This window comes from Halorubrum kocurii JCM 14978 (assembly GCF_000337355.1).
Classification (GTDB): Archaea; Halobacteriota; Halobacteria; order Halobacteriales; family Haloferacaceae; genus Halorubrum; species Halorubrum kocurii.
This window is the reverse complement of record NZ_AOJH01000009.1, coordinates 1-12,729: the sequence shown is the minus strand read 5'-3', so window position 1 is coordinate 12,729 and position 12,729 is coordinate 1. Positions and strand designations below refer to the sequence as shown.

Below are 12,729 nucleotides of genomic sequence, written 5' to 3'. Positions count from 1 at the left end.
TGGTGGGATTCCCGCGTCTTTAGCCGCGGGAGGAGGTCAAGACGACGCGCAGTGGAACTATGATCACGCAGAAGACGACTTCTACTACGACTACGGCTGCTGTTACGTAACCGCCGCAGACAACATTCCTGTCGCAGCGGCGTTCACTTCGGCAAAAAACTCGACGAGGAGACCGCAGATGCGCGTCACACGTGACGCGCTCGCCGTTGAGACTCCACGCTGGTTCCTTGGTGATTCAGAGTTCGATATGCTAGGGTGGCACGACTGACTGCTCAAGCAGCCAGTCGTGCCGATTACGCCGTACAATCAACGGAATACGGCCGATCCACCAGACACAGAGTATCGCGTCGAAGAACGAATCAAAGACTACGGTGACACAGTTCCGAGGCCGAGTGAGGGTCAAATCACACGTCTTCATCGCTCTCTGTCTTCGTCTAGCCGTCGCACTTGCTAATCATCACCGAGGAAACGATGCCGCCAGTCCAACTATCACGATATGAAACCCAGTCTACCATATCCTCTTCGGAAATAAAAAACAGGCAGTATAGAGTGTGTGAAGGCTTTCTGCGCCATATCTCATATAAATCTATACGCATATGCTTATTAATAATCCGTGCGTATTTGACTCATGATTTCCTCCCGAAGAAACTTCGTTCGTGCGATGGGTGTCGGTACTGTCAGCGGGATAGCGGGATGTCTCGACGGCGGCCTCAATCCCGATGATGGCTCGGGAGCGGATCAGGTCGTGCCACCTGAGGACGACAGTGTACCACCGGGTGGCGTCGCGTTCCCGGGGCTGGACTCTATTGGTTTTAGTTACGATGTGTTCCGTGGCCAGTTCGCAAGTCCGGTATCGACTAAGATGTCGCTGTTCGACCTAGGCGAATCGGCCGAGTTCGACACTGCCGGAGGACTGTTCTACAAGCCCGAGACTGTTCGCGTCCAGTGGCTTGAGGACGCGAATATTACCGCCACGAGCGGTACCCGGGCAAGCGACTACCAGAGCAATCTCGCCGCACAGGTCGGCCTTGATGGCGGTTACGGCTTCTTTAAGGGCTCCCTCGAATTTCAATTCAACGAACGTCAGCGACGGAGTACGGTGTTCAATTTCGTCACGCAGACCGATCAGTACGACATCGCCCTCCTGACGCTGGATCCGAGCGTGCCGGTTCGGAACCTCCTCAGAGAGCGAGCGGCGGACGACCTGGAGACACTGGAACCGGCCGTGCTGTTCGACAGGTACGGCACCCACTACCTGCACAGCCTGATCGTCGGCGCCGCGGCGACCTACAGCGCCGCAACCAACACCACTAGGTACAGCTCCGACGTGGATTTCACCGTGGCAGCGGAGATGTCTTACCGAGGGGCGACAGGCCAGCTATCGGCCGAGCAGCGGACCCAGTATAGTGAGGCCATCGAGGAATTTCGGAAAGCGTCGACGATCGAAGTCCACGCCCGGGGCGGCCAGGCCGAGTTCGCCGGCAAAATCGTCGACGGACTCTACGACGACTGGCGCGAGAGCATCCGCCAGAACCTGGTATTCGTCTCGTTGAACCCGGACAGTCTGCGGCCGCTGTGGGAACTGTGCGAAACCCCGGCTCGTCGGGCGCAACTGGAGGCGGCATACGAGGGGTACGCCAGCGGGTTCGCTCCGGAACCGGAACCGACTATCGCGCCGGTGTACGGCTACCTTGTTGACAATCCCCGTCGGTGGTACTTCTCACTCAGCACGTCGGATATGCCCAACCACGGGTGGATCCTGGAGAAGAACCCCTTCTTCTACGTTTCCACAGTACCCGAGGAGGGCAGGGTGCCCGTCTACAGGCAGTCGGCGCCGAACCCGATCAGGTACAAGCTCTCGGTGGATCCAACCGGCCGCAACGGTTGGTCCGATGAGTCCGACTCCGAGCCGGTCTGGTATGCCTACCCACCGGACGATGGAGACAAACCGGGACGAGAGGCGATTTACGGCTATGTATCGCCATTCCGGCCCGGCGAGGCGGGCTGGTTCTACAACGTTCGGGACGGGGACCGCGGGTGGAACCGGCGGGAACTGGCGTTCTTCGCCGACGATGTCGACGGGGAATCGTAGAGGGACGGGCCAGCACCCCACGGCACGAACTGGGCGAGGAAATTGCTCTGCTTGATGTATTAGATAAACGGGCAGATGTCTTCATCGCCCTCTGCCTTCGGTTGGCCGTCGCACTTGCTAATCACCACCGAGGAAATGATGTCGCCAGCCCAACCATCACACTGTGAGAACAGTTCTGCATCACCGCCCTCAGAGGAGAGATACAGCAAGCAAACCGCAGTTATCCACCCCATTCCCCACCGATGTCGTCTCGAATCTGTCCCCGCCAAGCTTCGAATCGCTCTTCACATTTGGGGGCGTCCGCAATGTGATCGATAAATCCGACCCCGCCGTCCGACAGGGCCGCACCACAAAACGGACACAGGTCAGGGTTGTTCCACTCCGGCGAATCGCGTGGGGGGTGATCCTCTGACATACGTGTTAATCCTCTAGGTAGGCGTAGAGGGTTTCTCTGCTAGCTCCACAGCTTGGACAGTGGTCGGGAATCTGGTCGATATCACCCAACTCCCCACACTCGCTGCACCGCCACACAAGATATCCCTCGCCGAGATTAACGGTGGGAGCGCGCCTGAGCGACAACGTGTCAACGTCACTGTTGGTGTTGACTTCGACCCCAGTTTCCGTGATGGCAGAGATGACGCCGATGGTCCGGCCGTTCCCGTCGTACACCTGCTGTCCCGGTTTGAGTATTCGGTCCTGAGATACTACCTCACTGTCTTCGGGCATACACAGTATTGGAGCGGACTCTACCTAACTGTTACTTCGCCTATAATTACGCAATTTTTCAGTTCCAATGAGGCGATTAGATCCGAATACGTCATCATGGGAGCCGCTCTCGATGCGGAAGACAGTGTGTACAGCAGATCTCGCCGGAACGCCAGGGCTGATTTTTGGATATCGCCGTAGAAATGCTTCTTATCACCGGACGCGATTGCTACGTTGTATGAACTCAGAGACATTCGATACGAGTATCAGTGACGAGACGGCCAAACAGATCCTCAGTGCCACCCGAACTAGCCTCGGGGACACCCTCCGGAGCGTCATGTATTTCACACCGTCGTCGTTCGATCTGTTGTACGTGCGGCGGGACCTCTACCCGTCTGATGAGGCCGCGCAAGAACGGAAAGCGCAATTGGTCCAACTCGAACAAGTGGGGTTCGCGGAACGGTCAGCCCGAACCGAAATCGCACACAGTGACGACGGTTCGAACATCGGCCCGTACAACTTCACCGTCCGATTCCACGACAACGGATTCGTCGTCAGGGTGCTTGAGGGCGATGTTGGCGTCCTCTTTACTGCTGACTCCATGGACGTTCGTTCGTTCAGAGAGGCGGTCAGCGCGATCCGAGGAGTGCTCAGCGGCGAGTGATACCTGTGACAAGCCTGGTTAGAGACGCGGAGCAGTTTTTTCGCACTCCCTTGCTTGTCCGACCTGTACTGAACGAGCCACCTATTCTGACGAAGGCCTTGTGCGAGATACGTACCCTGTATGCAGCACGACCGCTGAAACCTATCACCGATTAATGATTTCAACGGAGCCGTTTATTCGAGTCTCGATTTTGAAAGCGTTCTCCGTAGATAAGTATATCTTCGATTAAGCCGTTCTACACGTGTCAATTGCTACCAGTCGTAGTTCGACACGGAGTTCGCAGCCATGTCCGATTCAACACGCCGTGAGGCGCTCCAGAGGAGAGGTACAAGCCGTACGAACGTCACCCGGGCCGTTGTAGTAGTCCTCGTGACTTTAGGGGTCGTGACAGGCGGGTTCGTCGGGCTAGCCACGCCGGTCGCGGCCGCCACCACCGACGTCACTACCTGCCGAGTCATCGACTCGCCGGGAGTCTACCTCGTGCAGAACGACCTCTCCGTCCTGCAAAACGGAATTATCCTCGACGACGGGACGGACGTCTGCATCGACATCCGGTCCTCTAACGTCATCCTGGACGGACAGGGATACGCCCTGACGGGCACGAACTTAGCGTTCGACCCGTCGATCGGCGTTCTCGTAGACGGGACGACTGCCGGTCCCTACACGAACGTCACGGTCCGGAATGTCACCACGAGCGGCTACACCGTCAACACGTTCCAGTTCGTCGAGACCACCGATGTCCAGCTCGAAGATGTCGTCATGCAGGGTAACAGAGCATCCTTTGAGGCGAGCACCGACGTGACGGTCACCGACGTTACCCTCCGCCGGGCCGCCGTTGTCGGGTTCTCCGACATCGATGGGGCCGTGATCACGAATATCGTCGAGGAGACGTCAACGTCGAACGGCATCGTCGAGGGCGGTGGTGCCGTGGAGCTTCGCGCCGTCCGGAACGTGGCATTCACCGACAGCAAACTCTCTCTCGGGGATATCACCGCGAGCGGACTCGGAGTCAGCCCGCTCGATAGCGCGCTCACAGTGGTCGGGAGCGACGGCGTCTCGGTGCGGAACGTCGCGGTCTCGAACACCATTATCGGCGTCGAAGTCGGGAACAACGCGAACGCCGCCTTCGAAGACCTCTCTATTACCGATGTCCAGACGGGGGTTAGCGTCAGGGATGGTGCGTTCGGCGCACCTTCTCACAACGTCGCCGTCCGGAACGTCACGGTCTCTGACGCCCTCGTAGGCGTCTCAATCCGGAACAGCGCGAACACCTCGCTCGAGGGCCTCTCGGTTAGCAACGCCCAGACCGGGATCAGTGTTAGTGACGATAGCGTGGGGGAATCCTCCGATAATGTCACCGTGCGGAACAGCACCGTCGTGAACAGCGGGGTCGAGGATGTTCGCGTCGGTAGCAATCCCTCGCTATTCGACAACAACTCGACGGCTATCGCCTTCGAGAGCTTGGAGTTGTCGTCGGCGACGGTTTCCTTTACGGGCCAAGACGTTCGCGTCAGCGACGTTGAGGCCTTGCCGGCGACGCCCACTGACCGGACGAACGTGGGCGGGTTCTTCAACGCGACCGCGACCAGCACGACTGGCCTGAATTCGTCAATCCTCAACATCACCGTCTCCTACGACGACGCCGACGTGCTCGCCAGGGACATCACCGAATCGACGCTCGAACTGTGGCAGTACGACGGGACGGCCTGGGCGCCGGTCCCTGGGTCGATAGTCGACACGACGAACGACACCGTCTCGGCAAGCATCACCGACTTCAGTGTCTTCGCCCCGCTCGGGACCACCGGGCCGACGGTCGACGTAGACGACTCGGGTGACGGCTCGAACGTCACCGTCATCGGCGCCATCACGGACGAGCCGGTGATGATTCCGCTTGACGACCCGGTGACCGAGAACGTCACCCTCGATTCGCTCGCGGTCACCATCGCGCTCGATACAACTTACGCGCTCAACGTGACGACGGGCGAGACGGCCCCGCCTGGTACGACCGACCTCGCCGTCGTTGGCCCGAACGGGACCGTCCCGTTCGGCTACCTCACGGTCGATACGAGTCTTCTCGACGCCGAGGTCTCTGAGGTCGTGTTCCGCTTCAGCGTCGACGCGGACGCGCTCGCCACGGCGGGCGTCGCCCCCGACGACGTGGCGCTGTTCCGCTACGACGATACCACGGGAACGCCCGAGGCGCTCCCCACGACGACCCTTGGGCTGAACGCCACGACGGGTGCGTACGAGTATGAGGCCGTCTCGCCCGGCCTATCGGCGTTCGCGATCGGCGGGCTGGTCCCCCAGATCGTCGTCATCGACGCCTCGGTCGACGAGAGCGAAGTACTCGTTGGTGACACGGTCGCTGTGACGGCCACCGCGAGAAACGACGGCGGCGCCGCCGGCTCCGAGACGCTGAACCTCACGGTCGACGGGGCGGTGGTGGACTCGAGGGCGGTCACGCTCGGCGTCGGGGAGAAGACGACCGTGACATTCGACTACACCGTCACCGCTGCGGGGACGTTCGATCTCGCCGTCGAGGGCGTCGCTGTCGGCACGGTACTCGTCAAGCTCCCCGTCGAGGTCGACGTCCGGCCGGGCGATACGGCCAACAAACTCCCGCCGAGCCCACGCGCGGCAGTCCCCGTTGCCGTCCTCGGGAACGCGGACTTCGACCCGACCACTATCGACGACTCGACGCTCAGGTTCGGGTCCGAGACGACGGTCGCCGCCGGCGGCGGGGAGACGGCGTTCGCAACCGACGTTGAGGACGTAAACGGCGACGGATACGCCGACCTTGTCGCGGTCTTCCGCCTCGCCGACGCCGGTTTCGAGGCTGACGACACGATCGCCGTCCTCACCGGCCGAACGACCGGAGGACTGACAGTATACGGGACCGACTCGGTGGTGATCAGGTAGCAGGGAGCGCGACGAGCACGTCACCCGCTCCTCGCTCGCTCACCGACCACACAACGAAGTCGGGGAGATCGACTTCCACCATACTCGACGTTCTCGGCTGCGTATGGGTTTGTGTCGTCTGGTGTGGTTCTCGAACGATACCGGACAGATACTGAGGACACGTTACTACTGACTAACAAGGGGTTGTGCTAGGCTGGAGACATTCTCAAGAATCTGGAGTGTCGCTTGGGACAACAATTCTTCACAGTGGGTGTCAATACACTAACGATGACGGACGAAATCGACATCCCAACCGAGCCGCGGGCTGCAGTCGACGCACTGGCGACTCATCTAACTGCGACCGCAGATCGCCCAGTACCGCCAGCGACGAACCGATGGCTCGGAGAGGCTGAAGCCGTCGCCCGCGATGCTACCAGTGACGATCTTGACACTCAAACCAGACAGAAACGGGTTCGTCAGGTTGCCACACTGCTTGAGTCGGCTGACAAAACAGACGATGTGATCGCCGACCGCCACATCGAAGCAGCGATTGAGTGCTGTCGAGTCGTTCTCGCTAACGAGTGATTTTGATCCGGGTTGTACGGGATCGCCCTCGATGCCACATATTAATAGGGGGTTAGCGAAAGTCCTCATATTTCCAACGTGAACTACCCCACCCTACTCAGCCGCTGGTGCGGCTTCGTTGAGGGTGGGGCTTCCTGTTTCTATGACGCGCTTTGCAGACACCGAATGGGTGTCCGTAGGGAGCGGAAAGTCCGGTGAGGTTCTGGTAGAACCGAGTGACGGTTCGTTGTGCTCTGTTGAATAGATGCTGAGTCACGGTTATAGCGGTTCACACAGCGGTTCTATATTGATGATGGCGAACATCAGAACAATTTCACGGAACTGTCGATACCAGCCGAGCGCTCGCACGGCGTCGCCGAGCGAGCGCTTCGTTGTCGAATAGGATGTTTCGGCCATTCAGCGCTGAGAGTAGCCATTTGCTCGGTTGAGAGCGTTGTTCGCGGCTGCTTTCGCTGACGAGCCGCGGTAATGAACAAGGTACTCAACGTCATGTGCGGCGATTTCGCACTCGGTGTGCCAGTCTTGGAAGCCGTTGTCGGCGGCGACGGACTGCAGGTCGTCCGCGTTTCGCCGGACGACCTGCGGTCCGGTCTTCGTGTCGTGCTTCCATCGAGCTGTGATGTGAACATCAAGAACAGCAAGCGATTCCACATCAGTCAATGTCGTCACTTTTAGCGTCTGTATCGTCCGTCCAGCTCGCTGGCGGAAGTACGACGACGCACGTCGGCGGTCGAAGAACGTGCTGTCGAGAGCGGCGTGGCCGGACTGCGGGTGCTGCTGCGCGTTTCCGCGCAGCAGCGCCCGCCACGCCCACATTTTCAGCCGATCAAACGACTTGTAGATCGTCGTATGATCGGGAAGATCGCCCCGATCTAAGTCGAGAGTGTCACGTACTTCGGCCATGTACTTCAGTCGATTCGGCGTTTCGCGGTAGCTGTGGCCGTCTTCGACCCGAAAACAGTGCAGGACGACGTGGATCCAGCGGGCGAACCCGCCGCTGGCGGGCTCGCCCGCGTGCTTCCCTAACGCTTGTTTAGCTAGGTCACGACACTGCTCAATGAAGTCGAGGATATCGATTTCCATGGCAGGTTCGATTTCCTCGGCTTCACCCTTCTAAACCGGTGATATCGGCAGATAAGATCGCTATTCAACACAGCAGTCTATTGTATAATCAGACTACAATTTCATTACCAAGGAAATCATTTCATCCAGCAAGAGGCACTGGAGATTGACCCGCCACTGGTAGACTGTCCACATTGTGGGGATGAACACGAATGGAGCCCGGACCAAGGGATGGGTGGGGCATTCGGACAGGGATGGGTCTCATGTCCAGAATATGGTGAAATACCGGTTGGTGACCCACGGGGAGAGTGACGAATTCCTTCGCTCCATACAGGGCCAGATCAGTAGTATTTCAAAACCCGAATGAGTAAATTGCGACATGTACGATCTTACTGGCTTTCAGCGCGATCTGCTGTACGTAGTTGCCGGACTTGATGACCCCCACGGACTCGCGATCAAAGACGAGCTCGAGGACTACTACGAAAAGGAAATCCATCATGGTCGGCTCTATCCCAACCTCGACACGCTCGTTGAGAAGGGACTCATCGAAANACTACTACGAAAAGGAAATCCATCATGGTCGGCTCTATCCCAACCTCGACACGCTCGTTGAGAAGGGACTCATCGAAAAAAGTCAGCGCGACCGACGGACCAACGAGTACAGCACTACTCGCCGGGGCACTAGAGAAATCGAAGCTCGGACTGAATGGGAAGCCGGGTATATTGACCACGACGATTGATCGAACCGCTGCGTTCGAGGACTGTTTGACTCTAGTATTTGGCCCTCTTCTCGCGTGAGCTCCACATAGCATCACTAGACATCGTAGAAAGAGTATTTTGGATTAATATTATGGTTAAGGTTAAGATTAACTCATATCGTTCCAATTGCCGAGCTATACTTGGGATCTGTTCGAGAAGGGCATCAGCCGGGCAGTAGCTCAGACAGGTAACGGACAGTTTTCTAGGTCTCGTCGATGACGACACCGACGACGAGTAGTACCGCATTAGCCACGCTCGATGTTGCCGTCATGGATGCTATCTGTTTCTTTGCTCTTGTTAGGTTTTTCCCTAACACTTATCGGAACTGGGTGCGTCGACACGTGTGTGGATGAGCGATGATGTCACCGTACTCGAAGACGAAATTGAAGCCTACGCCGATGGCACCGTTGCGCGGGTACGCGTGCTTTCGGTCCCGATCTCAGACCGGTTCGAGGACGGGATCAAGTACGCCTACCACTACGGCGAAGCCGGCGCAGATGATCCGATCATCCGGTTCGACAACCACCACGGCGTCCACGAACTCCACCTCGGCGGTGAGACCTTCGAGATCGACTACCCCGGCCTTGCGGAGATCTTCCGCGCCTGGCGGGCGGCGCTCCCAGAAGAGAAGCGCGACGACTGGTAGCCCGTTCAACTACGGTGACTGACGTACAGACCCGCGACCAATCACAACCGATCATCTCACGCCCCACCACCCATGACCAAGACACTCCACGTTCAGATCAAGTCCGCCGACCGTAGTGACCTCGAAGAGCGTCTCGAAGCGATCGACGCTGGCGAGGACGTTGACCCCAGTGAGCCGACCCTGTCGATCGAGAACCTCGAAACGTTCGGCCGCGTTTTCCGCTCGACCAACCTCGAGCTCTTGGAGGCGATCGTCGAACACGAGCCGGAGAGCATCCGCGAGCTTGCACGCCTCGTTGACCGGAACCCGCCAGAGGTCCTCGAGAACGTGAACGAGCTCGCCGACTACGGCCTCGTCGAATTCGAGAAAAATGGCCGAGCAAAGCGCCCAATTGTGTGGTACGACGAGATCGACGCGGACCTCCCGCTCACGACTAAGTCCGGACAGGGCCCGAAGGCGAACGCCTGACCCAACGATGGCACACAATGGGCGATGACGTCGATCCCGAGGATCCGCGCCCCGATGCCCACTACCACATCGACCGCGACGCAGAGTGGTACTACGTCGACGACGACCTCGCGGGGACGATCGCCCTCGGGCCAGCGACCGACGGCGAGCCCGGTGACGACTGGGTGCTTACGCTCTCGGCCGCGACATCGGACGAGGATCCCGATCCGGCCGAGCGTGTCGCCGTTCGCCTCACGCCGTGGGCGCTCCACGAGCTCTACCTCGAGGCGCGGAATCTCTCACCAGACGCTCGTCAGGCAGGTCACACCGCCGAGTGTGGGCTCTGCGGCGAGCAGGTTCCACTCGACCGGGCGTGGCCGGACAACCGCAAGCGGCCGTGTCACCCAGACTGCTACGCCGACGCGTTCGGTGCTCCGCCTTGGTACGATGGACATTAGCTTGGTGTCGCTAGAGCGTCAAAGATGAGCGGGAACAAGCTTCTCATCGCCGCTGGTGCGACTGTGATATGGGTCATCTCGGGGGTACTCTTGTTTGAGGTGGCGAGTTTGGCGTCGGCCTTCGAACTCGCAGTTTCTGGTCCGATCTTGGACCTCACATCGTTACTTGATGCGTGGCTACTAGCTGGAGTTATCCTCGGTATCGTTGACGTCGCCCTCCTCTGGGACATGGCCACTGGGTGGTGACCACGAAACACCGACACTGCTCTAGTACCCGGCTAGCAGCCGTTTGTCCGGAAGAAGCTGTCAGACTAATCTTAAGATTAAGATTAAGATTAAGATTAATTCGTTTAACTGAAATACTTTCTTAAGGCGTGAATACAAATGCCAGTATCTACAAATCAGTTATCTAAGAACAATCTCTAGGAGCCTCCATACAGTCCGACACAACTGCCACAAGATATTAGTTCTCGGTTCACGTATCATGAATTACGATGGTGGTAACAAACGCCCCGGCTGCGAACGAGAACGGCTCGAAAGAGGGCACCGCACGCTCCTTTATCGCAGCCTCAGAGATACTGGTGAATCCCGACATCGCCAGAGTCTATACTGACATCCTGCTGAATCAGCCTACTACGAACAGCAGTGTCGAGCGTAGACTCGATCTTGCCGGAAGTACAACCTCAATGCGGGTTGGAAAGCTCAAAAACTTAGACATTGTCGAGGATGTCAGTAGCGGGAAAGAGAGCCAGCTCCGGACTGATTCACTATTTCTCCCCGTTGGGGAGGGAGAGACGCGGATACTGTTTGACCCGCTTACGATCGCCGCTTACGGTGCAAGCGGCGAAGTCAGTGAGATCGAACTCTTCGTTGATCGGCACGGCAAGGCGAAGCTTCTGATGGCGGTTGAGCAGACACGGGCATATCTCAGTGGCGAGGTGACTCGTCGTGGAGCAGCAGACCGCCTCAATGTTGATGAGATCGAGGCTATCAGCATCACGCAGGCGCTGGAGCCGATCATTGCCCTGTTTGTCGAAGCAGGGCTCATCGATGATTCCTTCGAACACGACGTACATGATCGGAAGATCCGAAACACTCCGTACGTGTTTGAGCAGGAATGAGCGATCGGCCGAAATTAGTTGACTCTTCACCCCTCTACCCGCTCCCGGATGCGCTCCTCGTTGACTCGAGCGTCTTGGGTGGAATCGGGCGATCTACTCCAGAACGGCGACAGCTAATCAACTACATTCAGTCGAATGATAAGCAGTTGTACGTCTCCACTGGAGTAGTCGAGGAGTTGGACAAGGAATGGGCTGGTCCCTACGGTGTCAATGATTGGCTTGATCCAATACGTAACGAGGACTGGATTGTTGCCCTTCCAGAGCCGGATTACGGTGCGCGAATCCGTGACGGCCCTACCGTGAGCGAGATGGTTGACGAAGCACACAGAGAATTAGCCAAGCTCGAACAAGAGCGAGAAGATGAACTCCCGAAAACGGACGCCAAATTCGCCGGTAATCTTGTTCAAATACGGGTGTCTGAGGGTCACGATTCCGTGGGGCTGATCATCGACGACAGGAACGCAGAGCGCGCACTGTCCCAAGTAGTCAGTGAGACAGAGTACGAGCAATTCTTCCGGATACTGAGGGGGCCAGAGGTATTAGAAGAGATACAATAACGTTCCCTCTTCATTGGGGCCACCCTCCTCGCGCAGCTTGTGAGATGAGTATCCGGTAAGTCAACGACCTCACCATACCGCTCGCGCCGGTGTCCTGACTGTAGTTGCGGATGCCAAGATTGCTGTACGGGATTCAATTTAGACGATCTCCACCGAAACCACCCGTCAGAAAATGTTGGTTATGTTTAAATACACCTCCTCAGACATAATTACCTCCGAAACAGCCGGTCGCTGAAGAGTGCAACTCAAGGAGTATTTCCAAGCGCAAATAGGATAAACAATGCAACGAAGCCAATCGCGGCAATGGCTATAACTACAACACCTGAACGCAGCAATAATATTGTATTCTTGTTCTCGGATGGTACAAAACCAGATAATCCGTAGGAAAAGAAAGCTAAGCTGACCAGAAACGGGAATAATGTAACTATTGAGGACGCGTTGAAATCAACTGATCTGAATGTTAACGCAAACAAGATTATACCGATGACAGACAAAATACCATAGCTGACCTCCCCACCTCGTTTTTTAACAATGTTATCTCTTATGCCCAGTAGATATCCTGTGAAATTAGTCATTAAGGATGGAATCGTTGGACTCGATATATGTCTTGGGGCCTTCTAACAACCGGCTGAGTTTCCATTTCAAGGGCTCTGTTGACTCGATGGAAACGCTGCTACCCTAGCAGAGCGTGAAACAAGATATGGGGCGCAAGAGACCGACGGATTTCACGTGCCA

13 protein-coding genes and 3 pseudogenes are annotated in these 12,729 nt (G+C 57.4%); 11 read left to right on the top strand and 5 right to left on the bottom strand.

Annotated elements, in window-relative coordinates; translation table 11 throughout:
• Positions 1 to 628: 628 nt before the first annotated feature.
• Entirely contained in the window at positions 629 to 2,092 is a 1,464-nt protein-coding gene (locus tag C468_RS01095; protein ID WP_080510571.1) for an MAC/perforin domain-containing protein, read from the top strand.
• A gap of 220 nt (positions 2,093 to 2,312) precedes the next feature.
• On the opposite strand, the gene C468_RS19410 is transcribed toward C468_RS01095, so the two are convergent.
• Both C468_RS19410 and C468_RS01090 read right to left on the bottom strand, forming a co-directional pair.
• A complete protein-coding gene (locus tag C468_RS19410) occupies positions 2,313 to 2,507 on the bottom strand; it encodes a DUF7501 family protein (RefSeq protein WP_080510570.1) in 195 nt (64 codons plus the stop codon).
• A gap of 5 nt (positions 2,508 to 2,512) precedes the next feature.
• Positions 2,513 to 2,818 (bottom strand): DUF7130 family rubredoxin-like protein, encoded by a 306-nt coding sequence (locus C468_RS01090; protein ID WP_049911817.1) that lies wholly within the window; start codon positions 2,816 to 2,818, stop codon positions 2,513 to 2,515.
• 217 nt (positions 2,819 to 3,035) lie between these two features.
• On the opposite strand from C468_RS01090, the gene C468_RS01085 reads away from it, so the two are divergent.
• The 3 genes from C468_RS01085 (at position 3,036) to C468_RS17250 (ending at position 6,944) form a co-directional block, all read left to right on the top strand.
• Positions 3,036 to 3,461: a DUF7522 family protein gene (locus C468_RS01085; RefSeq protein WP_008847019.1), complete on the top strand. Its 426-nt coding sequence runs from the start codon at positions 3,036 to 3,038 to the stop codon at positions 3,459 to 3,461.
• 384 nt (positions 3,462 to 3,845) lie between these two features.
• Positions 3,846 to 6,380, top strand: coding sequence for a hypothetical protein (locus C468_RS01080; protein ID WP_008847018.1), 2,535 nt, complete (start codon positions 3,846 to 3,848; stop codon positions 6,378 to 6,380).
• Positions 6,381 to 6,647: 267 nt separating this feature from the next.
• On the top strand, positions 6,648 to 6,944 hold the full coding sequence (locus C468_RS17250) for a hypothetical protein (protein ID WP_080510569.1): 297 nt from the start codon (positions 6,648 to 6,650) through the stop codon (positions 6,942 to 6,944).
• 93 nt (positions 6,945 to 7,037) lie between these two features.
• Here C468_RS17250 and C468_RS19275 read toward each other — a convergent pair.
• Both C468_RS19275 and C468_RS01075 read right to left on the bottom strand, forming a co-directional pair.
• Positions 7,038 to 7,133: pseudogene (locus C468_RS19275) on the bottom strand (RNA-guided endonuclease InsQ/TnpB family protein); the annotation flags it as partial.
• A 69-nt stretch (positions 7,134 to 7,202) separates the two neighbouring features.
• Positions 7,203 to 8,027, bottom strand: a pseudogene (locus C468_RS01075) (IS5 family transposase).
• 358 nt (positions 8,028 to 8,385) lie between these two features.
• On the opposite strand from C468_RS01075, the pseudogene C468_RS17235 reads away from it, so the two are divergent.
• The 7 genes and pseudogenes from C468_RS17235 (at position 8,386) to C468_RS18915 (ending at position 11,994) form a co-directional block, all read left to right on the top strand.
• Positions 8,386 to 8,746 (top strand): annotated as a pseudogene (locus C468_RS17235) (helix-turn-helix transcriptional regulator).
• A gap of 368 nt (positions 8,747 to 9,114) precedes the next feature.
• Complete coding sequence (locus C468_RS01070) at positions 9,115 to 9,411, top strand: toxin-antitoxin system TumE family protein (RefSeq protein WP_008847016.1); 297 nt, start codon at positions 9,115 to 9,117, stop codon at positions 9,409 to 9,411.
• Positions 9,412 to 9,483: 72 nt separating this feature from the next.
• Positions 9,484 to 9,879: an HVO_A0114 family putative DNA-binding protein gene (locus tag C468_RS01065; protein WP_008847015.1), complete on the top strand. Its 396-nt coding sequence runs from the start codon at positions 9,484 to 9,486 to the stop codon at positions 9,877 to 9,879.
• A 17-nt stretch (positions 9,880 to 9,896) separates the two neighbouring features.
• Positions 9,897 to 10,316: a hypothetical protein gene (locus C468_RS01060; RefSeq protein WP_008847014.1), complete on the top strand. Its 420-nt coding sequence runs from the start codon at positions 9,897 to 9,899 to the stop codon at positions 10,314 to 10,316.
• A 24-nt stretch (positions 10,317 to 10,340) separates the two neighbouring features.
• Positions 10,341 to 10,562, top strand: a complete 222-nt coding sequence (locus C468_RS01055; RefSeq protein WP_008847013.1) for a hypothetical protein — start codon at positions 10,341 to 10,343, stop codon at positions 10,560 to 10,562.
• A gap of 248 nt (positions 10,563 to 10,810) precedes the next feature.
• Positions 10,811 to 11,437, top strand: coding sequence for a DUF7437 domain-containing protein (locus C468_RS01050; protein ID WP_008847012.1), 627 nt, complete (start codon positions 10,811 to 10,813; stop codon positions 11,435 to 11,437).
• Positions 11,434 to 11,994, top strand: coding sequence for a hypothetical protein (locus C468_RS18915; RefSeq protein ID WP_241430960.1), 561 nt, complete (start codon positions 11,434 to 11,436; stop codon positions 11,992 to 11,994). The genes C468_RS01050 and C468_RS18915 overlap by 4 nt, the downstream gene beginning before the upstream one ends.
• A 245-nt stretch (positions 11,995 to 12,239) precedes the next feature.
• Here C468_RS18915 and C468_RS17875 read toward each other — a convergent pair whose 3' ends face one another.
• Entirely contained in the window at positions 12,240 to 12,569 is a 330-nt protein-coding gene (locus C468_RS17875; protein WP_152422840.1) for a hypothetical protein, read from the bottom strand.
• Between the last annotated feature and the right edge of the window lie 160 nt (positions 12,570 to 12,729).